This window comes from Streptomyces sp. WMMC500 (assembly GCF_027497195.1).
Lineage (GTDB): Bacteria > Actinomycetota > Actinomycetes > Streptomycetales > Streptomycetaceae > Streptomyces.
Genome location: NZ_CP114905.1, coordinates 1,758,360 through 1,783,070, shown reverse-complemented (window position 1 = coordinate 1,783,070; position 24,711 = coordinate 1,758,360). Strand labels below are relative to the sequence as shown.

Annotated in this window: 22 protein-coding genes; 16 read left to right on the top strand and 6 right to left on the bottom strand. The window is 72.9% G+C overall.

Annotation, left to right across the window (positions count from 1 at the left end; genetic code table 11):
* Entirely contained in the window at positions 1 to 2,310 is a 2,310-nt protein-coding gene (locus O7599_RS07240; protein ID WP_281623305.1) for a bifunctional salicylyl-CoA 5-hydroxylase/oxidoreductase, read from the top strand.
* A gap of 57 nt (positions 2,311 to 2,367) precedes the next feature.
* Here O7599_RS07240 and O7599_RS07235 read toward each other — a convergent pair whose 3' ends face one another.
* Both O7599_RS07235 and O7599_RS07230 read right to left on the bottom strand, forming a co-directional pair.
* Positions 2,368 to 3,819 carry a catalase gene (locus O7599_RS07235; RefSeq protein WP_281621273.1) on the bottom strand — a complete coding sequence of 484 codons (1,452 nt, stop codon included), beginning with the start codon at positions 3,817 to 3,819 and terminating at the stop codon, positions 2,368 to 2,370.
* 68 nt (positions 3,820 to 3,887) lie between these two features.
* Entirely contained in the window at positions 3,888 to 4,715 is an 828-nt protein-coding gene (locus tag O7599_RS07230; protein WP_281621272.1) for an alpha/beta hydrolase, read from the bottom strand.
* A gap of 292 nt (positions 4,716 to 5,007) precedes the next feature.
* On the opposite strand from O7599_RS07230, the gene O7599_RS07225 reads away from it, so the two are divergent.
* Together O7599_RS07225 and O7599_RS07220 are read left to right on the top strand one after the other, a co-directional pair.
* Positions 5,008 to 5,364 (top strand): YciI family protein, encoded by a 357-nt coding sequence (locus tag O7599_RS07225; protein WP_281621271.1) that lies wholly within the window; start codon positions 5,008 to 5,010, stop codon positions 5,362 to 5,364.
* Between the two features lie 7 nt (positions 5,365 to 5,371).
* Positions 5,372 to 6,643, top strand: coding sequence for a sigma-70 family RNA polymerase sigma factor (locus O7599_RS07220; protein WP_281621270.1), 1,272 nt, complete (start codon positions 5,372 to 5,374; stop codon positions 6,641 to 6,643).
* A 62-nt stretch (positions 6,644 to 6,705) separates the two neighbouring features.
* Here the strand turns inward: O7599_RS07220 and O7599_RS07215 are convergent, their stop codons facing one another.
* Both O7599_RS07215 and O7599_RS07210 read right to left on the bottom strand, forming a co-directional pair.
* The gene (locus O7599_RS07215; RefSeq protein WP_281621269.1) at positions 6,706 to 7,545 is read right to left on the bottom strand and encodes a PaaX family transcriptional regulator C-terminal domain-containing protein; all 840 of its coding nucleotides are present in this window, start codon (positions 7,543 to 7,545) and stop codon (positions 6,706 to 6,708) included.
* Positions 7,546 to 7,554: 9 nt separating this feature from the next.
* Positions 7,555 to 9,192 carry an AMP-binding protein gene (locus tag O7599_RS07210; RefSeq protein WP_281621268.1) on the bottom strand — a complete coding sequence of 546 codons (1,638 nt, stop codon included), beginning with the start codon at positions 9,190 to 9,192 and terminating at the stop codon, positions 7,555 to 7,557.
* A gap of 210 nt (positions 9,193 to 9,402) precedes the next feature.
* Between O7599_RS07210 and O7599_RS07205 the strand changes: the two genes are divergently transcribed.
* The 6 genes from O7599_RS07205 (at position 9,403) to O7599_RS07180 (ending at position 16,869) form a co-directional block, all read left to right on the top strand.
* A complete protein-coding gene (locus O7599_RS07205; RefSeq protein WP_281621267.1) occupies positions 9,403 to 10,671 on the top strand; it encodes an acyl-CoA dehydrogenase family protein in 1,269 nt (422 codons plus the stop codon).
* Positions 10,672 to 10,730: 59 nt separating this feature from the next.
* Positions 10,731 to 11,129, top strand: a complete 399-nt coding sequence (locus tag O7599_RS07200; RefSeq protein ID WP_281621266.1) for a RidA family protein — start codon at positions 10,731 to 10,733, stop codon at positions 11,127 to 11,129.
* Between the two features lie 176 nt (positions 11,130 to 11,305).
* On the top strand, positions 11,306 to 12,202 hold the full coding sequence (locus O7599_RS07195) for a hypothetical protein (protein ID WP_281621265.1): 897 nt from the start codon (positions 11,306 to 11,308) through the stop codon (positions 12,200 to 12,202).
* 36 nt (positions 12,203 to 12,238) lie between these two features.
* Positions 12,239 to 14,281: an ATP-binding protein gene (locus O7599_RS07190; RefSeq protein WP_281621264.1), complete on the top strand. Its 2,043-nt coding sequence runs from the start codon at positions 12,239 to 12,241 to the stop codon at positions 14,279 to 14,281.
* Positions 14,268 to 15,893 (top strand): hypothetical protein, encoded by a 1,626-nt coding sequence (locus O7599_RS07185; RefSeq protein WP_281621263.1) that lies wholly within the window; start codon positions 14,268 to 14,270, stop codon positions 15,891 to 15,893. Before O7599_RS07190 ends, O7599_RS07185 begins: the two co-directional genes overlap by 14 nt.
* 151 nt (positions 15,894 to 16,044) lie before the next feature.
* The gene (locus O7599_RS07180) at positions 16,045 to 16,869 is read left to right on the top strand and encodes an SAM-dependent methyltransferase (RefSeq protein ID WP_281621262.1); all 825 of its coding nucleotides are present in this window, start codon (positions 16,045 to 16,047) and stop codon (positions 16,867 to 16,869) included.
* Between the two features lie 65 nt (positions 16,870 to 16,934).
* Here O7599_RS07180 and O7599_RS07175 read toward each other — a convergent pair whose 3' ends face one another.
* A complete protein-coding gene (locus tag O7599_RS07175) occupies positions 16,935 to 17,066 on the bottom strand; it encodes a hypothetical protein (protein WP_281621261.1) in 132 nt (43 codons plus the stop codon).
* A gap of 417 nt (positions 17,067 to 17,483) precedes the next feature.
* Here O7599_RS07175 and acnA point away from each other — a divergent pair, with 417 nt between their 5' ends.
* The gene (gene acnA / locus O7599_RS07170) at positions 17,484 to 20,198 is read left to right on the top strand and encodes an aconitate hydratase AcnA (protein ID WP_281623304.1); all 2,715 of its coding nucleotides are present in this window, start codon (positions 17,484 to 17,486) and stop codon (positions 20,196 to 20,198) included.
* A gap of 25 nt (positions 20,199 to 20,223) precedes the next feature.
* Here the strand turns inward: acnA and O7599_RS07165 are convergent, their stop codons facing one another.
* On the bottom strand, positions 20,224 to 20,613 hold the full coding sequence (locus tag O7599_RS07165; protein ID WP_281621260.1) for a nuclear transport factor 2 family protein: 390 nt from the start codon (positions 20,611 to 20,613) through the stop codon (positions 20,224 to 20,226).
* A gap of 134 nt (positions 20,614 to 20,747) precedes the next feature.
* Between O7599_RS07165 and O7599_RS07160 the strand changes: the two genes are divergently transcribed.
* The 6 genes from O7599_RS07160 (at position 20,748) to ngcE (ending at position 24,681) form a co-directional block, all read left to right on the top strand.
* Complete coding sequence (locus O7599_RS07160) at positions 20,748 to 21,107, top strand: 3-oxoacyl-[acyl-carrier-protein] synthase III C-terminal domain-containing protein (protein ID WP_281621259.1); 360 nt, start codon at positions 20,748 to 20,750, stop codon at positions 21,105 to 21,107.
* Positions 21,108 to 21,150: 43 nt separating this feature from the next.
* Positions 21,151 to 21,804 (top strand): sulfotransferase family protein, encoded by a 654-nt coding sequence (locus tag O7599_RS07155; RefSeq protein WP_281621258.1) that lies wholly within the window; start codon positions 21,151 to 21,153, stop codon positions 21,802 to 21,804.
* Positions 21,805 to 21,895: 91 nt separating this feature from the next.
* Entirely contained in the window at positions 21,896 to 22,150 is a 255-nt protein-coding gene (locus O7599_RS07150; RefSeq protein ID WP_281621257.1) for a hypothetical protein, read from the top strand.
* Between the two features lie 135 nt (positions 22,151 to 22,285).
* Entirely contained in the window at positions 22,286 to 22,444 is a 159-nt protein-coding gene (locus O7599_RS07145) for a hypothetical protein (RefSeq protein ID WP_281621256.1), read from the top strand.
* Positions 22,445 to 22,610: 166 nt separating this feature from the next.
* On the top strand, positions 22,611 to 22,760 hold the full coding sequence (locus O7599_RS07140) for a hypothetical protein (protein ID WP_281621255.1): 150 nt from the start codon (positions 22,611 to 22,613) through the stop codon (positions 22,758 to 22,760).
* 499 nt (positions 22,761 to 23,259) lie between these two features.
* Positions 23,260 to 24,681, top strand: coding sequence for an N-acetylglucosamine/diacetylchitobiose ABC transporter substrate-binding protein (ngcE, locus tag O7599_RS07135; protein WP_281621254.1), 1,422 nt, complete (start codon positions 23,260 to 23,262; stop codon positions 24,679 to 24,681).
* The last annotated feature ends 30 nt before the right edge of the window (positions 24,682 to 24,711 follow it).

The window sequence follows — 24,711 nt, the reverse complement described above, 5'->3', positions numbered from 1 at the left end:
GTGCGGGCCGCGGTCATCGGCGGCGGGCCCGGCGGGCTGTACGCCGCCGCGCTCCTCAAACGGCTCGACCCCGCTCGCGAGGTCACCGTCTACGAGCGCAACGCCCCGGAGGCCACGTACGGCTTCGGCGTCGTGCTCTCCGACGAGACCCTCGGCGGCATCGAGCACGCCGACCCCGTCGTCTACGCCGCGCTGCAACGGGAGTTCGTGCGCTGGGACGACATCGACATCGTCCACCGCGGCACCGTGCAGCGCTCCGGCGGCCACGGCTTCGCCGCCCTCGGCCGCCGCCGGCTGCTCGCGGTGCTCCAGCAGCGCTGCCGGGACCTCGGCGTCGAGCTCCGGTTCCGCGCCGAGGCGCCGCCCGCCGCCGAACTCGCCCGCACGCACGCCCTCGTCGTGGGCGCCGACGGCGTGAACAGCGCCACCCGCGAGGCGCACGCCGGCGTCTTCCGCCCCCGGATCGCCGAGCACCGCTGCCGGTACGTGTGGCTCTCCGCACCCTTCGCGTTCGACGCCTTCCGCTTCGAGATCGTCGAGACCGACGCGGGCGTCATGCAGTTGCACGGCTACCCGTACGCCGTGTCGGCTGGGTCGTCGGGGGAGGCGGCCTCCACCGTCATCGTCGAGATGCGCGAGGAGGTGTGGCGGCGCGCCGGCCTCGACACGTGCGGGGAGGAGGAGTCCGCCAAGCGGTGCGCCGCGTACTTCGCCGACGCGCTCGGCGGCCGGCCGCTGACCGGCAACCGCTCGCAGTGGGCGCCGTTCCGCACGGTGGTCAACGACCGCTGGTGGTACGAGCCGCCCACCGGCGGCGCCGTCGTCCTCCTCGGGGACGCCGCCCACACCGCCCACTTCTCCGTCGGCTCCGGCACCAAACTCGCCGTCGAGGACGCCCTCGCGCTCGCCGCCTGCCTCGGGGAGCAGCCCGACGTGCCGGCCGCGCTCGCCGCGTACGAGGCGGAACGCAAGCCCGTCGTCGCCTCCACGCAGCGCGCCGCGCACGCCAGCCGCGAGTGGTTCGAGGACCTGGCGCGCCATCTGGGCCGCCCGCCGCGTCAGTTCGCCTTCGACCTGCTGACCCGCAGCCGCCGCATCACCCACGACAACCTGCGGCTGCGCGACCCCGGCTTCGTCGCCGCCGTGGAGCGCGAGGCGGGGGTGCCGGAGGGCACGCCGCCGATGTTCACGCCGTACACCCTCGGCGGCCTCACCCTGCGCAACCGCGTCGTCTGCTCGCCGATGGACATGTACGTCGCCGAGGACGGCCTGCCCGGCGACTTCCACCTCGTCCACCTCGGCGCCCGCGCCCTCGGCGGCGCCGGTCTCGTGATGACCGAGATGGTCTGCGTCAGCCCCCGCGGCCGCATCACCCCCGGCTGCACCGGCCTCTGGTCGGACGAGCAGGAGGCCGGCTGGCGCCGCGTCGTCGACTTCGTCCGCGCCCACGCCCCCGGCGCCGCCCTCGGCGTACAGCTCGGCCACTCCGGCCGCAAGGGCTCCACGAAGCTGATGTGGGAGGGCATGGACGAGCCGCTGACCGACGGCAACTGGCCCGTCGTCGCCCCCTCCTCGCTGCCGTACCGCGCGGGCCTGAACCAGACGCCGCGCGAGCTGGACCGCGCCGGCATGGACGAGATCCGCGAGGAGTTCGCCGCCGCCGCGCGGCGCGCCGCCCGCGCCGGGTTCGACCTGCTGGAGCTGCACTGCGCGCACGGCTACCTGCTGTCCGGCTTCCTCTCCCCGCTGACCAACCGCCGCACCGACGCCTACGGCGGCGACCTCGAAGGACGGCTTCGCTACCCGCTGGAGGTCTTCGACGCGGTACGCGCCGCGTGGCCGGCCGACCGCCCCGTGACCGTACGGATCTCCGCCACCGACTGGGCGGAGGGCGGCACCACCGCCGCCGACGCGGTCGGGATCGCCCGCGCGTTCGCCGCCCACGGCGCGGCCGCGATCGACGTCTCCACCGGCCAGGTCGTCTCCGACGAGCAGCCGGCGTTCGGCCGCTCGTACCAGACCCCGTACGCCGACCGCATCCGCGCGGAGCTGGGGATACCGGTGATCGCGGTCGGCGCGATCTCCTCGTGGGACGACGTCAACTCCCTGGTCCTCGCCGGCCGCGCCGACCTGTGCGCCCTGGCCCGCCCCCACCTGTACGACCCCCACTGGACGCTGCACGCCGCCGCGGAACAGGGCTACACCGGCCCCGGCGCGCCGTGGCCGGCGCCGTACCGCGCGGGCAGCCGCAGGCCGCCGACGGGACGTACCGACGGGCCGAAGCCGAGGCTGACGCTGGACGGCGGCTGAGCGGGGAGCCCGGACCCGCCCCCCGGGGAACGGGAGCGGGCCCGCCCTGGCGCGGGGTCAGCCCCGGCGGACGCCGGCGGCGATCCTGTCGCCGGTGGCCAGGTCGATGCTGCGCCAGTAGGCGACGGCGCGCTGCAGGACGGCGTCGCTGACGCCGTTCTGCAGGTGCCGGGTGACGTTGCCGACCAGGCGGTCGCGCGCGGCGTCGTCCAGGACGTCGCGCACCAGCGTGCCGGGCTGGGTGAAGTCGTCGTCGTCCTTGTGCAGGGTGTAGGCGGCGCGGACCATCTCGGCGGTCTCCACCGTCCAGCGCGGCGGGTGGTTGTCGCGCTCCTCGTCGGCGGTCGGCCCGCCGTAGGAGTTGGGCGCGTAGGGGCGGGCCACGTTCGGCGGGTGGTAGCGCATCGCGCCGTCCTTGGCGTACGAGCGGACCTCGGTCTCCGACTGGTTGGGCGGCAGTTGCGCGTAGTTGGTGCCGATGCGGTGGCGGTGGGTGTCGGCGTAGGAGAACAGCCGGGCCTGGAGCATCTTGTCCGGCGACGGTCCGATGCCGGGAACGAGGTTGCTGGGTTCGAAGGCGGCCTGTTCGATGTGGACGAAGTAGTCCTCGGGGTTGGCGTCGAGCGTCATCCGGCCGACCTCGGTCAGCGGGTAGTCGCCGTGCGGGACGGTCTTGGTCACGTCGAAGATGTTGAAGCGGTAGTCCGGCGCGTCCTCGTACGGGATCGCCTGCACGTACAGCGTCCACGACGGCGCCTCGCCGCGGCCGATCGCCTCGGCCAGGTCGCGGCGGTGGAAGTCGGCGTCCTCGCCGGCCAGGGCGGCGGCGTCGGCGTCGCCGAGGTACGCGACGCCCTGGTCGGTCTTGAAGTGGTACTTGATCCAGGTGCGCGCGCCGGCCGCGTTGGTCCACAGGTAGGTGTGGGAGCTGTAGCCGTTCATGTGCCGGTACGTCTTGGGGATGCCGCGGTCGCCCATCAGGTACGTCACCTGGTGCGCCGACTCCGGCGAGAGTGTCCAGTAGTCCCACTGCATGTCGTTGTCGCGCAGGCCCGAGTCGAGGGTGCGCTTCTGCGAGCGGATGAAGTCCTGGAACTTGCTGGGGTCGCGCATGAAGAAGATCGGCGTGTTGTTGCCCACCATGTCGTACACGCCGTCGCGGGTGTAGAACTTCAGCGCGAAGCCGCGCGGGTCCCGCCAGGTGTCCGGGCTGCCCTGCTCACCGGCGACGGTCGAGAAGCGGGCCAGCATGCGGGTGCGGCGCCCGGGCTGGAAGACGTCCGCCCGGGTCAGCTCGCTGACGTCGCCCGTGACCTGGAAGGTGCCGTACGCGCCCGAGCCCTTGGCGTGCACCACGCGCTCGGGGACGCGCTCGCGGTTGAACTGCGCCATCTTCTCGATCAGATAGCCGTCCTGGAGGAGGATCGGGCCGTCCGCGCCGACGCTGAGTGAGTACTGGTCGCTTTCGAGGGGTGTTCCGCTGTCGTCGGTACTGGTCGGGTCGCTCATCGCGTGCTCCGGGTAGGGGTTTCGGGCGGACGCGGGCCGGCGTGCCGGCCGCTTCGGCTTCTGCGGCGTCACTTCTGCAGGAACGCGAGCAGGTCCTCGTTGAACTTCTCCTTGTCGCCCGGCACGAGGGCGATGCCGTGGCTGCCGCCCTCGTAGACCTTGAGCTCCGCGTCCCGGACGATCTCGACGGTCTTGCGGGCGGTGGCGTCGATCGGCACGATCTGGTCGTCGTCGCCGTGGACGATCAGGGTGGGCACGTCGAACTTCCCCAGGTCGTCGTGGAAGTCGGTGGCCGCGAAGGCGTCGACGCAGGCGACCCCGCCCTCGAGGGTCTCGGCCATCGCCATGTACCAGAAGGCGTCCTTGTTGCCCTGGGTCGCCCTGGTGCCCGCGCGGTCGGCGGAGAAGAAGCCGGCCGCCGCGTCCTTCCAGAACTGCGAGCGCTCCTTGAGGATCCCGGCCTTCATGTCGTCGAAGACCTTCTGCGGCACGCCCTCGGGATTGTCCGGGCCCTGCAGCATCAGCGGCGGGATCGCCGACAGGAGCACCGCGGACCGCACCCGCCCGGTGCCGTGGCGGCCGATGTAGCGGGCCAGCTCGCCGCCGCCCATCGAATGTGCCACCAGAGTGACGTCCCGCAGGTCCAGACCGGTGAGCAGGTCGTTCAGGTCGTCGGCGAAGGTGTCGAAGTCGTACCCGTCGAAGACGGGCGTGGAGCGGCCGTGCCCCCGGCGGTCGTGCGCGATGCCGCGGAAGCCGGCGTCGGCGACGGCCTTGAGCTGGTCCTGCCAGGCGTCGCCGTTCAGCGGCCAGCCGTGGATGAACACCACGGGCCGGCCCCGGCCCCAGTCCTTGTAGAAGATGTCGACACCGTCGCGCGTCGTGCATACCGGCATGTCCGGATTTCCCTTCCCGGGGGCAGCCGGGAGCGGGTCGCCGCCCGGCGATGCGGAGAAACATGAGGAGAGAACGTCGCAGCCGCGGAGAAGTACGGCATTCCGGAATCATCTTCGCGACCACCCCGGACCCCCGCAATTCGGGCGGGGCTGACGACGCGCCGCGTGCGTCCGGAGGTGCGGGTGCCCGCGGGCCGGAAGAATAATCGCGCGTCGGTGTCGATACGGGCGGGGGGCGTTCGTGTAGAGGGGGAGAGGCCGGCACGGGGCCGGCCGCGGAAGGGGAGTCGTCATGACGTACTACCTGCTTGCCATGCACCAGCCCGTCGGGGACCCGCCGCCCCCCGAGGTGCTGGACCCGATCATGCGGGACCTCGGCGCGGTGAAGGACGAGATGAAGGCTGCGGGAGCGTGGGTCTTCGACGGGGGGCTGCACGGGCCAGAGGCGTCGACCGTGGTGCGGATGCGCGACGGGGAGGTGCTGACCACCGACGGTCCGTACGCCGAGGGGAAGGAGCACCTCGGCGGGTTCTGCATCATCGACGTGCCCGACCTCGACGCCGCGCTCTTCTGGGCGCGCAAGGAGGCCGCGGCGGTGCGGCTGCTGCCGATCGAGGTGCGGCCGTTCCACGACTGGGCCGAAGGCTGACCCGCGCGTGCCGTCCCACCCGTCCGCCGGGGAGATCGACCGGGTGTTCCGCCGGGAGTACGGGCGCGCGGTCGCTGTCCTGGTCCGCCGCTTCGGCGACATCGACGTCGCCGAGGAGGCGGTCCAGGACGCCTTCGCCGCCGCCGCGGACCGCTGGCCGGCGGACGGGCTGCCGCCCAGCCCGGCCGGCTGGATCATCACCACCGCCCGCAACCGGGCCTTCGACCGGCTCCGCCGCGAGGCCACCCGCGAGCACCGGCACGCCCAGGCGGCGTTGCTCCACGGCGCCGCGGGCGGCGGTGGACGGTACGCGGACGATCCCGCCGAGGTCGCGGCGGACGCCGAGGCCGCCGGGGAGGCGCCCGTGCAGGACGACCGGCTCCGCCTGATCTTCACCTGCTGCCACCCGGCGCTCGCCCCCGCCGCCCGGGTCGCGCTCACGCTCCGGCTGCTCGGCGGGCTGTCCACCGCCGACCTCGCCCGCGCGTTCCTCGTCCCCGAGAAGACGATGGCGCAGCGGCTGGTCCGGGCGAAGGGCAAGATCCGCGACGCGCGCATCCCGTACCGCGTGCCGCGGGACGCGGATCTGCCGGAGCGGCTGGGCGCCGTGCTCGCCGTGATCTACCTGATCTTCAACGAGGGCCACACCGCCGGCTCCGGCGACGCGCTGGGCCGCCCGGACCTCGGTGCCGAAGCCGTGCGGCTCGGCCGGCTCCTCGCCGCTCTGATGCCGGACGAGCCGGAGGTGCTGGGGCTGCTGGCGCTCATGCTGCTGACGGAGTCGCGGCGGCCCGCCCGTACGGACGCCGGCGGGAACCTCGTGCTCCTCGCCGACCAGGACCGGGGGCTGTGGGACCGGGAGCTCATCGAGGAGGGGCAGGCGCTGGTCCGCCGCTGCCTGCGCCGCAACCGCCCCGGCCCGTACCAGATCCAGGCCGCCGTCAACGCGGTCCACAGCGACGCCGGCACCGCGGCGGCCACCGACTGGCGGCAGATCGTGCAGCTCTACGACCAGCTCATGGCCCTCGCCCCCACCCCGGTCGTGGCGCTGAACCGCGCCGTCGCCCGCGCCGAGACGGCCGGCCCGGCGGCGGCGCTGGCGGAGGTCGACGCCCTGCCGCTCGCCGGGTATCACGTCTTCCACGCCGTACGCGCCGATCTGCTGGACCGCACCGGGCGGACGGCCGAGGCGGCGGCGGAGTACGCGGAGGCAGCGCGGCGGACGGAGAACGCGGCGGAGCGGAGGTACCTGGAGCGGGCGGGGGAGCGGCTGCGCTGAGACGCGCCGGGCGGCGGTCCGGTCGTCGGCGGGCGGCCGGGAGCGCTCGCCGCGGGCGCCCCTCAGCGGCGGGCCGCGCCGGCCAGTTCCGCCGCCACGTAGCCGTCCGCCGGAGCGCGCAGCAGGTCGTCCAGGGCCGCGAACACCTCCGCCGCCCGGCCGCCCGGCCAGTCGGGCGGCAGGACCTCGGGCGGCAGGCCCGGGTCGGCGTACGGGAGGTGGCGCCAGGCGTCGAGGGCGAGGAGGTAGTCGCGGTAGGCGTCCTGACCGGCCGCCGCCGGCGCGGACCAGCGCCGCAGCACCGGCTCGTGCGCGTCCAGGAACGCCTCGTGCAGCTTCGCCGTCGCCGGCAGGTCCCACCACCGCGCCACCGACTCCCGCGTCGGGGTGAAGCCCTCGTGGGTGCCGCGGAAGAGGTCGACGTACGGGGCGAGTTCGAGCCGGCGCAGGGTGTGCCGGGTCTCCTCCGCGACGTGCGCGGGTGCGATCCACACCCCGGGCGCCGCCTGGCCGAAGCCCAGGCGGGCCAGCCGCGAGCGCAGCAGGTGGCGCTTGCGGCGCTCCGACTCCGGCACGGAGAACACCGCCAGCAGCCAGTCGCCCGGGCCCGCGGGCGCCTCCCGGCGGTAGATGCGGCGGTCGCCGTCGTCGAGGAGGGTGCGGGCGGCGGGCGACAGGGCGTACGCGGCCTCGCCCTCGTGCCGTACGGGCAGCAGCAGCCCGCGCCGCTTGAGCCGCGAGACCGCGGAGCGCACCGCCGGCGCGTCCACGCCCACCGCGCCCAGCAGCCGGATCAGCGCGGCGACCGGCACGCGCGCGGAGCCGGCGCCCGGCCCCGCGCCGCGGCCGAACGCGCCGTAGAAGCTGACGATCAGAGACCGCGGGGTTCGTTCGGCTGCCACTCGATCACTCTAGCGATTCCCGGCCACCCGCTCGGCCTGCTCCTCCCGCAGCCGGTAGCGCTGGAGCTTGCCCGTGGGCGTCCGCGGCAGCGCGTCGGTGAACAGGATCTCCTTCGGGCACTTGTACGGGGTGATCTCGCCCTTCGTGAACTCCCGCAGCGCCGCCTCCGTCTCCGGCCCCCGCGCCACGCCCTCGCGCAGCACCGCGTACGCCACGACCACCGTGCCCCGCTCCGCGTCCGGCCGCCCCACGACCGCCGCCTCGCGCACGTCGGGGTGGCGCAGCAGGGCGTCCTCGACCTCGGGCCCGGCGATGTTGTAGCCGGCCGAGATGATCATGTCGTCCGCGCGCGCCACGTACCGGAAGTACCCGTCGGGCTCGCGGACATACGTGTCGCCGGTGAGGTTCCAGCCGCCCCGCACGTACTCGCGCTGCCGCTCGTCCGCCAGATACCGGCACCCCGTGGGACCGCGCACCGCCAGCAGCCCCGGCTCCCCGTCCGGCACCGGTGCGCCGTCCGCGTCGACCACCCGCGCCTCGTACCCGGGCACCGGCACGCCCGTCATCCCCGGACGGGCGTCGTCGTCTGCGGCGGAGATGAAGATGTGCAGCATCTCGGTCGCGCCGATGCCGTTGATGATCCGCAGCCCGGTGCGCTCGCGCCAGTCCAGCCACGTGGCGGCCGGCAGGTTCTCGCCCGCGGACACGCAGCGGCGCAGCGAGCCGACGTCGTACGCGTCGAGCTTGTCGAGCATCGCCCGGTACGCGGTCGGGGCGGTGAACAGCACCGACACCCCGTGCTCCGCGACCGCCGGCAGCAGCCGGTCGGGTCCGGCCTGCTCCAGGAGCAGCGCCGAGGCGCCGGCGCGCATCGGGAAGACGACGAGGCCGCCGAGGCCGAAGGTGAAGCCCAGCGGCGGGCTGCCCGCGAACACGTCGTCGGGAACGGGCTTCAGCACGTGCACGGAGAAGGTGTCGGCGATGGCCAGCACGTCGCGGTGGAAGTGGACGCAGCCCTTGGGCCGCCCGGTGGTGCCGGAGGTGAAGGCGATGAGCGCGACGTCGTCGCCGGAGGTTTCCACAGGCGCGTACGTGTCGGGTTTGGTCTCGGCGAGGCGCAGAAGGTCGCTCGAGTCCTCGCCGCCGTACGGGACCACCGTCAGATCCGCGACCTCCGCCCGCGCCAGGTCGTCGAGCGAACGGGCGTCGCACAGCGCGTGCCGGACCCGCGCGATCTCGCAGATGCCGCGCAACTCCGCCGCGCGCTGGGCGGCCAGCACGGTGACGGCGACCGCGCCCGCCTTCATGACGGCCAGCCAGCAGGCCACCAGCCAGGGCGTGGTGGGCCCGCGCAGCAGCACCCGGTTGCCGGGCAGCACGCCGAGGTCGTCGGTCAGCACGTGGGCGATCCGGTCGGTGCGGCGCTGCAGTTCGCCGTACGACCACTTCTCGCCGGTGGCGGTGTGCAGCGCGGGGCGGCCGGCGCCGAACCGCTCGACGGTGGCGTCGAGCAGCTCCGCGCCGCAGTTGAGCCGGTCGGGGTAGCGCAGGCCGGGGAGCGGGAAGACCAGGTCCGGCCACTGTCCGGGCGGCGGGAGGTGGTCGCGGGCGAAGGTGTCGGCATGGGCGGAAGGCTTGAGCTGCATGGCGGTACGCCCCCTAGGTCTGCCCTGCGGTACCCCAAGGAGCGTAGCGTTGGCGTGACGACAGTCAACAGTCCGCGATATCCGGCCCGGCCCGTACCCGCACACCGGACGCGCACCCGCGACGCACCGGACGCCATCCCCGCGCCCGGCACCGGCCCGCCCGGCCGGCGACGCCCGGGACCGCACTCGCCGGGAAGAAGGAGCATCCGCATGGCGCAGCAGCAGCCGCAGCAACACCGACAGCAGCGGCAGCCCGGGCAGCCGCAGCCCTTCGCGCTCGACCCGGGGCTGCAGGCGTGGTGCGCCGAACTGCGCGCGTTCGCCGCGCGGCGGCTTCGCCCCCTGGCCGCGGCGGGCGCGCCCGGCCGGGTCAACCGGCCCCTCCTCGCCGCCCTCGGCGCCCCCGGCGACGACGGCGAACCCGGCCTGCTGGCCCGGGTGTTCCCCGCCGCCGGGCCGGTCTCCGCGCTCACCCTCTGCCTGCTGCGCGAGTCCCTGGCCCGCGAGTGCACCGAGGCCGAGACGGCGCTCGCGCTCCAGGGCCTCGGCGCGTACCCCGTCGTCCAGGCCGGCACGCCCGCGCAGCGCGAGCGGTGGCTGCCGGAGGTGACGGCCGGGCGCGCGGTCGCCGCGTTCGCGCTGACCGAGCCGGAGGCGGGCTCCGACGCGGCGGCGCTGCGGCTGGCCGCCGAGCCGGACGGGCCGGGGCGCTGGCGGCTGACCGGCGAGAAGAAGTGGATCTCCAACGCGCCCGAGGCCGACTTCGCCACCGTCTTCGCCCGCACTGCACCCGTCGCCGACTCCCGCGTCGCCGACTCCCGCGTCGCCGACTCCCGCGTCGCGGACTCCCGTGCCGCCGGCGCCCGCGGCGTGACCGCCTTCCTCGTGCCCGCCGACCGCCCCGGGCTGACCGGCGAACCGCTCGCCATGCTCAGCCCGCACCCCATCGGCACGCTCCGCTTCGACGGCGTCCCCGTCACCGCCGCCGACGTGCTCGGCGAGGTCGACGGCGGCTTCCGCACCGCCATGGCCACGCTCAACCTCTTCCGCCCCTCCGTCGGCGCGTTCGCCGTCGGCATGGCCCAGGCGGCGCTCGACGCGGCGCTGGACCACGCCGAGCGGCGGGAGGCGTTCGGCGGCCCGCTGAAGGACCTGCAGACCGTCGCCCACACCCTCGCCGAGACGGCCACCCGCGTCGAGGCGGCGCGGCTGCTGGTGTACGCGGCGGCCTCGGCGTACGACGCGGGCGCGCCGGACATCGCCCGGCGGGCGGCGATGGCGAAGCTGCTGGCGACGGAGACCGCGCAGGCCGCCGTCGACGCGGCGGTGCAGATCCACGGGGCCCGCGCGCTCGAAGCCGGGCATCTGCTGGAGCACCTCTACCGCGAGGTGCGCGCGCCGCGCATCTACGAGGGGGCGACGGAGGTGCAGCGGAGCATCATCGCCAAGGAGCTGTACCGCCGCCCACCCCGAGCCTGACGTCCGAGGCCGCCGGGGCCTCACCCCGTCGCCGCCCACCGAAGGGAACCGCAGCCGCCGTGTCCGTCCACCGCATCAATCCCGCCGTCCTCGCCAAGCCCTCCGGCTTCAGCCACGCCGTCACCGCCACCGGCTCCACCCTCGTCTTCCTCGCCGGGCAGACCGCGCTCGACGGCGCCGGCCGGATCGTCGGCGAGACCCTCCCCGAGCAGTTCGCACAGGCCCTCGGCAACCTCCTCACCGCGCTCGCCGCCGCGGCCGGGGAGCCCGCCCACCTCACCCGCGTCACCGTCTACGCCGCCGACCCCGAGGACTACCGCGCGCACGCCGCCGAACTCGGCCGCGTCTGGCGCCGCCTGGCCGGCGACACCTACCCGGCGATGGCGCTGATCGGCGTCACCCGGCTCTGGGACGCCGAGGCTCTGGTGGAGCTGGACGGGATCGCCGTGCTGCCGTAGGCGGGCAGCCGCCGGGGGCGTCGGTGCGGCGGCGCGGCGCCCGCAGGTCGCGGTCCTGCTACGAGATGGCCGCATTGCGGCGACTGCGTAGGGCAACGAACTGGTGACCGGCGGGCATCGTAGGTAGATTCGTGCGCATCCCCAACCACCGCACGCAGAACAGAGGTTACGCGCCGATGGCTGACCGCCGGCCCGAGCTCGGCCGCTACGAGGCGCGCCTGCTGCTGTGGTTGCTGCAGGAGTCCGGTCACCGCGCGGACGTGCCCGTGCGCACCGCCGCGTTCGGACTGGCGCAGAACAAGCCGGCGCTCGGCGTCACCGCCGTCATCGTCGCGCTGGCGGACCGCGGCCTGGTGCACGTCCACGAGTGGCCCGAGCACAACCCGGCCGACACCTCTCTGCGCCCCGCGGGCCACGCGCGCGCACTGCACCTGGAGCGCGAGCGCCGCGACCGCGGGGCCCGCCGCGCGTACGCCGAGAACGCGGTGCTGCGCTGGGCGTTCGAGCACCGCGGCGACGACGTGCTGCTGCTGCGCGACTTCTTCGTCGCCGACCACGTCTTCTTCCACGGCGACGCGCTCGACGCCGAGGAAGTCCTCGCCGCCGCCCGCTCCTTACGGTCGGCCGGTCTGCTCGGCGTCACCGACGACGGCCTCTCCGGCGACATGGTCACCGGGCAGGTCAAGCTCACCGAACGCGGCCTGGACTGGGGCCACTCCGGCATGGACCTCGCCCGGTTCCTGCGCAGCGAGCGCGACCGGCCGCCGCCCCCGGTCACCATCGGCAACGTGCAGGGCGACGTCACGATCATCCAGAACAGCACCGTCCGCGTCGTCGGCGAGCTGGCGGACCAACTCGCCGGCCTGGGCCCCGCGCTCGGGCTCGACGAGGAGCGGCTGCGCTTGCTGCTCCGGGACGCGGACGACATGCGCCGCGCGGCCGAGGAGGACCGGCCCGGCCGGCTGCAGGCGCTCTACGACCGGATCAGACACGAGCTGGTCAGTGCCCCGGACACCACCGGCCGGCAACTGCTGCTCGAAACGGCACGACACGTCGGCAGCCTGCTGGGCTAGCCGGAACGTCGTCCCGCAACGGGAGGGAAGCGGAGCTTGACCCTGTACGGACGTGAGGCCGTGCTGCACGAACTGGTGCCCCGCATGGTGGGGCTCCACCACACCAGGAACAAGACGATACGGCAGGAGCCGCGCGGCGAGGTGCCCGCCGTCCTGCTCCACGGCCGCCACGGCGGCGGCCGCTCGGCGGTGCTGGAGGAGCTGCGGTCGGCGTACGCCGACCGCATCCCCGTCGCCGCCGTGGACTGCGCGGGCGCGGCCGACGACGACGCCGCGGTCTCCAACACCTCGCCCACCGCCGAGTTACTGACCGAGCTGGCCCGGGGCCTCAGCGGCCATCGCCCCGGCTACGGCCGGCTCCGGCTGCCCCGGCTGCTCACCGGCCTGGTGGCCGTCAGCGCCTGGCACCGGGGCGAACTCGGCGAGCAGGCGTGCGCCCGCGAGCGGGTCGCCGCGCTGCTCACCGACTGCGGCCTGGAGAAGGACCCGGACGGGGCCCGCGGCTGGCCCGCCGACGTGCTCGCCCTCATCGACGGGTGGGGCACGGACGACCTCGGGCCCATCGCGGCGGCGAGCGTCCACCTCTTCACCGACCGGTACCTGGGCGTGCGGGAGAACCGGGCGACGCGCCGGTGGTACCGGGACGTGGACGGCGCCCCCAGAACCCGGGCCGACGGCGTCGACGCGCTCACCACCCTCTCCCGCGCCTTCCACCTCGGCGACGACATCCGCCGCCGCACCGAGAGCATCCTGGTCGAGGCGCTGCTGGAGGACCTGCGCGCCGCGTACACCGGATGGCGGCACCTGAACGCCGCGCCGCGCCCGCTGGCCCTGCTCGACAACGTCCACACCCCCGCCGGCCGGCACCTGCTCGACCTGCTGCTCGCCCGGCGCGTCGCCGCCGACGACCGGCCGGACCCGCTCGTCGTGGTCGCCACCACGCTCGGTGCGCCGCGGGGCGAGCGGTTCGGCGGCGCCACCCGGTGGACCTTCGCCGACGTGCCCGAGCTGGCCGGCTGGAGCCGGCCCGTGCGCGGTTCGTACGGCGCCGGACTCGTCACGCTGCCGCTGCCGCCGCTCGACCGCGACGAGCTGCTGTCGATGATGCGCGTCGGCGAGGAGCGCGGCGTGCGCCAGGAGGTGGCCCGCGCGGTGCACCGGTTCACCGGCGGCAGCCCGCTGGGCTGCCGGATCTTCTACGAGGCCCTCGACGCCGCGCAGGACCCGGCGAGCGTCGAGCCGCACGAGCTGGCGGGGCTGCGGCTGACCGGGGAGAACGTCACGGAGCAGATGCTCCACGCCCTCGTCCCCGACGCGGAGCTCAGCGCGTACCTCGTGCTGATGTCCGTCGCGCAGGACACGGCCGCGGCCCGCGCGCTGGCCGGCGCGTACCTGACGCGGGACCACCAGGCCGGCGCCGTCGAGGCGGTACGCAGCCACCTGCGCGCCGAGCAGTGGCCGCAGGCCGACCGGCCGTTCGTCGCCGACGACTTCCTGCGCGCCGTGCTCGTGCACGAGCTGCGCCGCCGCCCGGCGGGCGCGACCGACCCGCCGCTGTCCTGGCCGGACCTGCACGAGCTGCTGCGCGCCCACCACGAGGGCCGCCGCGAGCCCGCCACCGCCCGGCACCACGCGCTGGCCGCGGGCCGCCCCGACGAGCCCGTACGGTGGCTCGCCGACACCTTCCGCGACGCCCCCGCGGCACGCTGGCTCGTCGACCTTTGGCACATCGCGACCGCCCCGCACCCGCCGGACCCCGCCTGGGCCGACGCCTGCCGGTCGACCGCCTCGGGGGAGCGGGACGGGACGTTCGAGGGCGACTCCGTCCAGCGCTCCGTCAACCGGCTGCTGCACGCCGTGTGGTTCGCCGCCGACCCGCTGTCCGTACCCGACACGCACCTGGCCGGCCGGATCGGGCGGGAACTGGACTTCCTGTCGCTGAAGCACCCGACGGGCAACAGCACGCTGTACGACGCGTCGCAGGAGTGGCCGGCGGCGATCAAGGACCTGCGCACGCCGGGCTCGGCCGTGGGGGGCGGGGCCGGCGGCGAGGAGGGGAGAGGTCATGGCATTGGTTAGACGGAGGCCGCTGGGCCGGGCCGAGAAGGCGATCCTGGCGGTGCTGACCGGCGCGGCCCTCATCGTGGCCGGGCTGCTGGGGTGGGACCGGCTGAGCGGCGACGACCCGTGCGGTGACGGGCTGGTGGAGTCGGCGAACGGCGAGGAGTGCGTCGGCGTCGCCGACGCCACCGCCGAGTCCCCGGCGTTCGAGCCGGACGCGGACGGGCCGGACCAGCGGATAGCGGGCCTGGTGCGGAAGGTGGCGCAGGAGAACCGGCGGGTGCAGGACCAGTGGGAGGAGTCGGAGGGCACGCACCAGGAGTCGTACGTCCAGGTCGCGCTGATGCTGCCGTTCAACTCCTCGAAGTCGAGCGCCATGACGCCCGAGGTCGTCGAGCACAGCCTCGCCGGCGTGCTCACCGCGCAGATCGAGGCCAACCGGAACGGCAGCGTCAACTACCAGTTGCTGCTGACCAACGTCGGCAGGCACCTGTCCCAGTGGCGGCCGGCGGTCGACGCGCTGGCCGAACTGCCGACCGTCAAGGAGCCGGTCGAGACGGACACGCCGCTCATCGGCGCGATCGGCCTGCCCAACAGCGAGCAGGACACCCAGGACCTCGCCGACGCGCTCTCGGCCGCCGACATCCCGGCCGTCAGCGGTGTGCTCAGCTCGCCGGAGATCTCCGCGGACAAGCTCTTCAAGGCCGCGCCGTCGAACAGCGAGTCGGTCGCCGCCCTCGCCGCGTACCTCGACGACCATCCGGGCGAGCGTCGCGGCAAGCCCTCCGGCTTCCTCGTCTGGGACAGCCGCACGGAGGACAACTACGTCACCAACACCCAGGAGAACATGCGCGACCAGTTCGGCGAGGAGTACGAGCTGGAGAACCGCAACAGGAACTTCGTCGGCAGCCAGGGCGACGACTACCGCGGCGCGCCGCACCGCTTCTCGTCGGCCGTGCGGGGCATCTGCCGGCTGGAGGCGGACACCGTCTTCTACGCCGGCCGCGACTCCGATCTGCCGCACCTGATCACGCAGTTGTCCGACGAGCCGGAGTGCGACGACTTCGACGCCGAGATCCGCATACTGCGGGTCGCGACGGGCCTGCCCCAGGGGCTGACGGAGGACCAGGTGCGCGCGGACATGGCCGAGGCGCGGGTCGTCACGGTCGGCGCCTCGGCGACCGACGCGCCGTCGTGGCGGGCGGGCGACGGGTCCGGCGAGCGGTTCGCCACCTTCGCGGACGGGTTCGCGAAGGTCAGCGGGCTGCCGGGGGAGGCGCTCGACGACGGCTACGCGATCATGCACCACGACGCCTTCGTCGTCGTCGCCCGGGCCACGGAGTCCGCGCTGGAGGACGTGCGGCCGCCGGGCGGTGGCCGGGGGTCGGACCGGCTGCCGTCGAGGCTCGACGTCTACAACACCATCACCAACATGAAGGTGGCGACGGGCGCCGACTCCTGCCACGACTGCGTCCGCGGCGCCAGCGGGGAGTTCGGCTTCGACCTGGAGAGGGACAACTGGCCGGTGTGCAAGCCGGTCCCGGTCATCGAGTACCCCCGCCCGGAGGGCGGGGACCCCTTGCGGCCGTACCGGACGTTCCAGGGCCCGGACGGCACGTGCCCGGCGTGACGGGGCCGCAGGACGAAGGAGTTTGTACGGTGACGAAGCCGTCCGGCGACACAGAGCCACCTCGGACGGGACACGGACGCGACACGGCCACGAACACGAACACGGCCACGGCCACGGACACGGACACGGACACGAGAGGCGACAGCACCGCATGACCCCCTTACCCGGCGACGGCGAGCCCGAGATCGACCTGTACACCGACCGCCCGCACTCCGCGCGGGTCTACGACTACCTCCTCGGCGGCAAGGACAACTTCGCCCCCGACCGCGCCGCGGGCGACGCCTCGGTACGGGCCTGGCCCAGCCTGCCGACCTCCATGAAGCAGACCCGCGTCTTCATGCACCGGGTCACCAGGACGCTGGCCCGCGAGTACGGCGTACGGCAGTTCCTGGACATCGGCACCGGCATACCGACACCGCCGAACCTCCACGAGGTCGCCCAGGACGTCGCCCCGGAGTGCCGGGTGGTGTACGTGGACAACGACCCGATCGTCCTCGCCCACGCCCGCGCCCTGCTGCAGAGCACCGAGGAGGGCCGGACCGGCTACATCCAGGCCGACCTGCGCGACCCCGAGTCCATCCTCGGCGACCCCCAACTGCGCGAGGTACTCGACCTCGACCGGCCCGTGGCGCTGTCGCTCATCGCCATCGTCCACTTCATCCTCGACGAGCACGACCCGCAGGGCATCGTCGCCCGGCTCATGCGCGCGCTGGCCCCGGGCAGCTTCCTGGCCCTGACCGTCTTCACCGGCGACACCGACCCGGAGCGCGTCGCGGGTGTCGGCCGCGAGTACAACGAGCGGGGCATCCCGCTGCAGATCCGCGACCGCGCGGAGGCGGAGCGGTTCTTCGCCGGCCTGGAGCCGATCGACCCGGGTGTGACGCTGGTCCACCACTGGCGCCCGGACGGCATCGGCGAGTCGGTGCCCAACTCGCACATCGCCATGTACGGCGGCGTGGCCCGCAAACCGGCCTGACCCCCGGGCCGGCCCGGCCGGCACGGCGTGCGGGGCCCCTGTGGAACCCCGCACGCCGTGCTCGATCAGGCCCAGGTCATGTTGATCACGCGCTCGAAAGTGACGTACCAGGCGCGTCGGAAGGCGTTCGCCATCGGGATGTTGCCCAGGTCCGGCCGCCTCCTGTGTGCGTCCAGCACCGAGGCCGTCAGCGCCACGAGTTCACCCGTGTCGCGGACCGGTCGGCAGGCAAGGCGCCCGTCCGCTCCGGGGTCGGACGCGGTCCGCGCCCCCGGAGGACACAAGCGCGGTGATCATGGGGACCATCGGGCTTATCCCTCCTCTCGCCGTCGTGACCCTCACCCTCGCGGCAGGGACTCGGCCGCCACGCTTATCGAACCGCAGTCCCGTGCGCAAGGATGCGAGGGGCCTGGGCCCGGCGGTTCCCGGAAGGACTGAGCCTGCGCTTCTGGGCGGAGACGGGACAGCGGCACGCGGGTGGGCACCCGGGTGGAGTCATGGAGTAAGGTTTATCTCGACATCGAGATATCTGCCGAAGGTGCCACCCTCAAGTCGCCCCGCTTCGGACGTAGCGGCAGGATTGCGGTGGAACGCGAATGACGAAGGAGACTGTCGTGTCGGCGAACAGCTTCGACGCCCGCAGCACGCTGCAGGTGGGCGGCGAGTCGTACGAGATCTTCCGGCTGGACAAGGTGGACGGTGCCGCCCGGTTGCCGTACAGCCTGAAGGTGCTGCTGGAGAACCTGCTCCGCACCGAGGACGGCGCGAACATCACCGCCGACCACATCCGGGCCCTGGGCGGCTGGGACTCCCAGGCGCAGCCGAGCCGGGAGATCCAGTTCACGCCGGCCCGCGTGATCATGCAGGACTTCACCGGCGTCCCCTGCGTCGTCGACCTCGCCACCATGCGCGAGGCCGTCAAGGACCTGGGCGGCGACGCCGCCCGGATCAACCCGCTCGCCCCCGCCGAGCTGGTCATCGACCACTCCGTGATCGCGGACAAGTTCGGCACCCCGGACTCCTTCCAGGTCAACGTGGAGCTGGAGTACGGGCGCAACCGCGAGCGCTACCAGTTCCTGCGCTGGGGCCAGACCGCGTTCGACGAGTTCAAGGTCGTCCCGCCCGGCACCGGCATCGTGCACCAGGTGAACATCGAGCACCTCGCCCGCGTCGTCATGGTCCGCGACGGCAAGGCCTACCCCGACACCCTCGTCGGCACCGACAGCCACACCACCATGGTCAACGGGCTCGGCGTGCTCGGCTGGGGCGTCGGCGGCATCGAGGCCGAGGCGGCGATGCTCGGCCAGCCCGTCTCGATGCTCATCCCGCGCGTCGTCGGCTTCAAGCTCACCGGCGAGCTGCCCACCGGCACCACCGCCACCGACCTGGTGCTGACCATCACCGAGATGCTGCGCAAGCACGGCGTCGTCGGCAAGTTCGTCGAGTTCTACGGCGCGGGCGTGGCCCAGATCCCGCTGGCCAACCGGGCGACGATCGGCAACATGTCGCCGGAGTTCGGCTCCACCGCCGCGATCTTCCCGATCGACGCCGAGACGATCACGTACCTGAAGCTCACCGGCCGTGACGAGCAGCAGCTCGCGCTGGTCGAGGAGTACGCCAAGGCCCAGGGCCTGTGGCACGACCCGGCGCACGAGCCGGAGTACTCCGAGTACCTGGAGCTGGACCTCTCGACGGTCGTCCCGTCGCTCGCCGGGCCGAAGCGCCCGCAGGACCGCATCGAGCTGGCGAAGGCCGCCGAGCAGTTCCGCCTCGACGTGCGCAACTACGTCGACGATGCCGACGAGCCCGGCAAGGAGTCCTTCCCCGCCTCCGACGCCCCCGCCTCCTCCAACGGCGTGCCGACCCGCGTCACCCCGGTGACCGCCCCCGACGGCACCACGTACGAGATCGACCACGGCGCCGTCACCGTCGCCGCCATCACCTCCTGCACCAACACCTCCAACCCGTCCGTCATGGTCGGCGCGGCGCTGCTGGCGAAGAAGGCGGTGGAGAAGGGCCTCACCCGCAAGCCGTGGGTGAAGACCACGCTGGCGCCGGGTTCCAAGGTCGTCATGGACTACTACGACCGGGCCGGCCTCACCCCGTACCTCGACAAGCTCGGCTTCAACCTGGTCGGCTACGGCTGCACCACCTGCATCGGCAACTCCGGCCCGCTGCCGGAGGAGATCTCCAAGGCCGTCAACGAGCACGACCTGGCCGTCACCTCGGTGCTCTCCGGCAACCGCAACTTCGAGGGCCGGATCAACCCCGACGTCAAGATGAACTACCTCGCGTCGCCGCCGTTGGTCGTCGCGTACGCGCTCGCGGGCTCGATGAAGGTGGACATCACGCGCGACGCGCTGGGCACGGACAAGCAGGGCAAGCCGGTCTACCTGAAGGACATCTGGCCCAGCGAGCAGGAGGTCGAGCAGGTCGTCGCCGCCGCGATCGGCGAGGAGATGTTCACCGAGTCCTACCAGGACGTCTTCGCCGGCGACGCGCAGTGGCAGGCCCTGCCGATCCCGACGGGCGACACCTTCGCCTGGGACGCCGAGTCCACCTACGTGCGCAAGCCCCCGTACTTCGACGGCATGGCCATGGACCCGGCGCCGGTCGAGGACGTCGCGGGCGCCCGCGTGCTGGCCCTCCTCGGCGACTCCGTCACCACCGACCACATCTCGCCGGCCGGCGCCATCAAGGCCGACACCCCGGCCGGCCAGTACCTCACCCAGCACGGCGTGACCCGCCGCGACTTCAACAGCTACGGCTCCCGCCGCGGCAACCACGAGGTCATGATCCGCGGCACCTTCGCCAACATCCGCCTCCGCAACCAGATCGCCCCCGGCACCGAGGGTGGCTACACCCGCGACTTCACCCGTCCGGACGCGCCGGTCTCCTTCATCTACGACGCGGCCCAGAACTACGCCGCGGCCGGCACCCCGCTGGTCGTCCTGGCGGGCAAGGAGTACGGCTCCGGCTCGTCCCGCGACTGGGCGGCCAAGGGCACCGCGCTCCTCGGCGTCCGCGCGGTGATCGCCGAGTCGTACGAGCGCATCCACCGCTCGAACCTCATCGGCATGGGCGTGCTGCCGCTGCAGTTCCCCCCGGGCGGCTCGGCGCAGTCGCTGGGCCTGACGGGCGAGGAGACCTTCGCCTTCACCGGCATCACGGCCCTGAACGACGGCGCCATCCCGGAGACGGTGAAGGTGACCACGGACACCGGCGTCGAGTTCGACGCGGTGGTACGCATCGACACCCCGGGCGAGGCGGACTACTACCGCAACGGCGGCATCCTCCAGTACGTCCTCCGCTCCCTCATCCGCGACTGACCCGCCCGGCCGAGACCCCGCGCCCTCACCCGGAGGGCGCGGGGTCTCCGGGCGGCAGACCGGCGAACAGGGGTACCCCGGCGGTCCAGGTGATCTCTGCGCGCACGTGAGTGAAGAGCCAGCCTGTGTGCGTACGTACGCAGCGGAAGTGGTAGACCGCTCCCGCGTCGGCGTGCGCCGAGGGATGAGCCGGATCGAGGAGGTGAACGGCGATGAGCGAGCAGGTGCCCGCGGCCTCGTCGCCCGCCAGGTCGATGGTGATGTTGGTGTTGTAGTGCTTGGTGCGGGCGTACCCCGAGAGGTTCTTCCGGGGGCTCGCGGCTATCTCGGCGCGGCCGACGCGCCGTTCGCCGAAGATCCCGCCAACGCCGTCTCCCTCGACGTGGACGGCAACCTGCTCGTCTCGGGCCGCCACACCAGCACCGCTACAAGGTCGACCGGCTGACGGGTGCCGTCATCTCGCGCCTCGGCGGCCGGAACAGCGACTTCCAGCTCGATGCCGGCGCCCGCTTCGTCGGGCACCACGACGGGGAGGGCGAGGGCGGGAACGTGTACCGCGTCTTCGACAACGCGACGCAGGCGACCGGCCAGGGTGGCGAGTCCCGCGTCGCGCGGATCGAGGCAGACCCGGACCTGGGCACGGCCACGCTCCTCGACGAGTTCACCCACCCGGACGGGCTGACGCGCCGCCTCCTCGACCGGGTCGAGGAGGCGCTCGAACTTCCGGAGACCTCGATGGCCGTCTCCCGCGCCACGATGCGTGAGTTCGGGAACATCGCCGCTCAGGCCGTGCTCGGCGTGCTGGCGCAGCTCCAGTCCACCAGACCACTCGCGCCCGGGCAGCACGGAGTCGCCCTCGCCTTCGGCCCCGGCGCCACGATCTGGGCGATGCTGCTGCCCGGTGCGTGAGCAGCGTTCACCCCCACACCTCCTCCGGAAGGAAACACCCGACATGCTCGACGTCTTGGGCACCGGTGCCGGACGCACCGGCACGAAGTCCCTCAAACTCGCCCTCGAAAAGCTCGGCTTCGGCCCGTGCCACCACATGCTGGCCATGCTCGACAAGCCTGACGAGATCCCCCTCTGGGAGGAGGCGGCCGAAGGCCGGGTCAAGGACTGGTCCCTGATCTACTCCGGCTACCGGTCCAGCGTGGACTGGCCCGGGGCCCGGTACTGGCGGGAGATCGCCGCCGCCTTCCCGCAGACGAAGGTGATCCACACCGTACGCGACCCGGAAGGCTGGTACGAGAGCGTCAACTCCAGCATCTACGCGGCGGCCATGCAGCCGTCCCCGCCGGACGCCGCCCCGGTGTACGAGCAACTGCGGCAGATGTCGCTGCGGACCGTCTGGGACGGCGTCTTCGACGGCCGGTTCGCCGACAAGGAGCACGCCCTGAAGGTCTTCACCGAGCACAACGACGCCGTCGTGCGGGGGATCGACGACGACCGTCTCCTCGTCTTCGAGGTGAGCCAGGGCTGGGCACCGCTGTGCGCGTTCCTCGACGTCCCCGTACCCGAGGAGCCCTTCCCGCACAGCAACGACAGGGCGCAGTTCGCCTCCTTGGTCAAGGAGCACACGGAGCGCACCGCGCACGACCCGTCCTGACCTCCGGCGCACCGGACGCGAGCGGCATACGGGCCCGGGCCCGTATGCCGCACCGTCCTCGTGCGCCATCCCCCCGCTCGACCTCCCGAGCGTGGCGCTGGCCACGACCGGGGTGGCGTCGCTGGTGTACGGCTTCACCCGGGCCGAGTCCGACGGCTGGACCGACGCCGTGCCCCTGACGGTGTTCGCCGCCTCCGCCGTATCCCTGACCGCCTTCGTCCTCCTCGAATCGAGAGTGCGCGCCCCGCTGCTGCCGCCGCAGGTGGTCCTCGATCGCACCCGGGGCGGGGTGTACCTCACCCTGGCCTGGGATTCCTCACTCTGTTCGGCACCTTCCTGTGCCTGACCTACTACTTCCAGGTCGTCAGGGACTACGCGCTGGTCGTCACCGGCCTCGCCTTCCTGCCGATGACGGCGGGCGTGATCACCGGTTCCACCCATATCGCCCTCCCGGCTGCCGGCCCGCTTCCCCGCACGCCTGGTGCTGGGCACGGCCTACCTGTGCGGCGGCGCAGGCATGCTGCTGCTCACCCGGCTGGAGGCCGACTCCTCCTTCGCCGGCCTGGTGCTGCCGGCGGAGGCACTGATCGGCCTGGGCCTGGGCATGGCGTTCATGCCCTCGATGAGCCTGGCCACCTAACGGGTGCACCCCCGCAACGCGGGCGTCGCCTCCGCCGCCGCCAACACCGCCCAGCAGATGGGCGCCGCGATCGGCACGGCCCTGCTCAACACGATCGCCGCCCCGCGCCACCACCACCCACGTCGCCGACCACGGCGCCGGGAAGACCGGCCGAGCGGCCGAGCAGTTGCGGCTGGAGCGCCTGGTCCACGGCTACACCACCGGGCTGTGGTGGGCCGCCGGCCTGATGGCGCTGGCCTCGCTGCTGGCCTTCACCGTCATCAACGCGGCCCGCCAGGGCGGGCCCGCCTCCGAGCACCCGGCGGAATCCGGGTAGCCGGCGTCGGTTGCCCCGGAAGCCGGAGTCCGGTCCCGTCGTCGTGGTGGCCACCCGGGTGGGGGACGTCTGGGGGCCGCGTGGACCTCGGCGCGGGCACGCTCACGGACGTACGCCCCTGGCGCCGATCGGGACATTCCAGGCGGGCCCGGGCGGCGCCCGGGGTCGCGGGGCGGGGGCTCCAAAAGGCTGGACCAATGGCGATCGGGGGCGTCCGCGACGAGGGTTCCGGCCGACCGGGTGCGGGTGGGGCCGCAGTGCGTTTCCCGCAGGTCTCAAGTCGGGAAATACTCTTGACGAACCTTGTATTCGATCTTGATCAGGCGGCGCCGAGTGGACTATACCTGTCCGCACCCGGCGGCACCCCCACCCTCCGGCGCACCACCCTGCACCACTCACGTAACAGCTGACAGCGGTAATCGGCTCCTGCACCATGAGGCAACCTCGCGTCGGGGATCCGGTACACCGCCTGAGTCCTGGAGAGAGTGAGGACTTGAGCATGGGATCCAACTCGCATGTCGGTCGCCGCGATCTGATCAAGCGGGCCGTGGCACTCGGCCTGATCTCCGTCCCCACCGTCAGTGCTCTGTCGGCGTGTGCCAGCGGTGGCGACGACGACAACGGCGGCGGTGCGAAGGGCGACAAGACCGACAAGAACCCGCTCGGTGTGGACAAGAACGCCGAACTCGAAGTTCTGATGTTCGACGGCGGTTTCGGTACGAAGTACGTCGACGACGACGCCACGGCGTACCAGAAGAGCTTCGGCAAGGTGAAGACCAGCTCGACGGAGAAGATCCAGTCGAAGGTCCAGGGCCGGATGGCGGCCGGCGACCCGCCGGACCTCATCAACAACTCGGGCGACGAGGCCATGGACGTGCCCGCGCTCATCACGCAGGGGCAGCTCGCGGACCTCACCCCGCTGCTCGACGCGCCGTCCATCGACGACCCGAGCAAGACGGTCCGCGACACCCTGCGCGACGGCACCGTCGAAATGGGCCAGTACGGTGACGAGAAGGTCTACCGGATGAACATCGCCTACTCGGTGTTCGGGCTCTGGTACTCCAAGAAGCTGCTGGACGACAACGGCTGGGAGTACCCGAAGACCTGGGACGACATGCTGGCCATCTGCGCGGACGCGAAGAAGCAGAACATCGCCGGATTCGCGTACACCGGCGTCTACCCCCAGTACCTCGGCTTCAGCATGCTGCCGATGATCGGCAAGGTCGGCGGCGTCGAGGTGCTCGACGCGATCGACAACCTCGAACCCAACGCCTGGAAGCACGACGCGGTCAAGAGCGTCATGGAGGCGCACTACGAGCTGTACGACAAGGGCTACGTCCTGAAGAACTCGCCCGGCAAGACGCACACGGACGTCCAGACCGACTGGACCGAGCGCGGCAACTGCATCTTCATCCCGAACGGCTCGTGGGTGGAGAACGAGTCCAAGGACACCACGCCCCCGGACTTCCAGATGACCGTCTCCCCGTCGCCGAACCTGGACAGCTCCGACGCGATGCCGTTCGAGACCATCTGGGCGCAGGCCGGCGAGCCGTTCATCGTGCCGGCAAAGGGTAAGAACTCGGTGGGCGCCATGGAGTTCCTGCGGAACATGCTGAGCAAGAAGTCCGCGGCGGGCTTCACCGAGCTGGTGTCGTCGCTGGCGTGCGTCGAGGGCTCCGAGGAGGGGCTCCAGCTCGGCACCGGGCTGACCACCGCCGTGGGGCTCCTCGACGGAGCCGGCGAGAACTTCCTCAACCCCCGGTTCCCCGACTGGTATCCGACCCCGTACCGGGAGAAGATCGTCTTCGTCTGGGGAGACATGATGAAGGGCGGCATCAAGCCCGCCGAGGCCATCGACAAGATCCAGGGCATCGCCGACGAGACGGCCCAGGACGACAGCATCAAGAAGTACAAGCACTGAAGCGGCGGATCCAGTCGGTGAACGAGCAAG

Bases quoted from the DNA above. Each gene is read 5' to 3' on its own strand.
- O7599_RS07235 (WP_281621273.1), bottom strand. From the start codon at position 3,819: ATGAGCGACCCGACCAGTACCGACGACAGCGGAACACCCCTCGAAAGC.
- O7599_RS07230 (WP_281621272.1), bottom strand. From the start codon at position 4,715: ATGCCGGTATGCACGACGCGCGACGGTGTCGACATCTTCTACAAGGAC.
- O7599_RS07225 (WP_281621271.1), top strand. From the start codon at position 5,008: ATGACGTACTACCTGCTTGCCATGCACCAGCCCGTCGGGGACCCGCCG.
- O7599_RS07210 (WP_281621268.1), bottom strand. From the start codon at position 9,192: ATGCAGCTCAAGCCTTCCGCCCATGCCGACACCTTCGCCCGCGACCAC.
- O7599_RS07205 (WP_281621267.1), top strand. From the start codon at position 9,403: ATGGCGCAGCAGCAGCCGCAGCAACACCGACAGCAGCGGCAGCCCGGG.
- O7599_RS07195 (WP_281621265.1), top strand. From the start codon at position 11,306: ATGGCTGACCGCCGGCCCGAGCTCGGCCGCTACGAGGCGCGCCTGCTG.
- O7599_RS07185 (WP_281621263.1), top strand. From the start codon at position 14,268: ATGGCATTGGTTAGACGGAGGCCGCTGGGCCGGGCCGAGAAGGCGATC.
- O7599_RS07180 (WP_281621262.1), top strand. From the start codon at position 16,045: ATGACCCCCTTACCCGGCGACGGCGAGCCCGAGATCGACCTGTACACC.
- O7599_RS07155 (WP_281621258.1), top strand. From the start codon at position 21,151: ATGCTCGACGTCTTGGGCACCGGTGCCGGACGCACCGGCACGAAGTCC.
- ngcE (WP_281621254.1), top strand. From the start codon at position 23,260: ATGGGATCCAACTCGCATGTCGGTCGCCGCGATCTGATCAAGCGGGCC.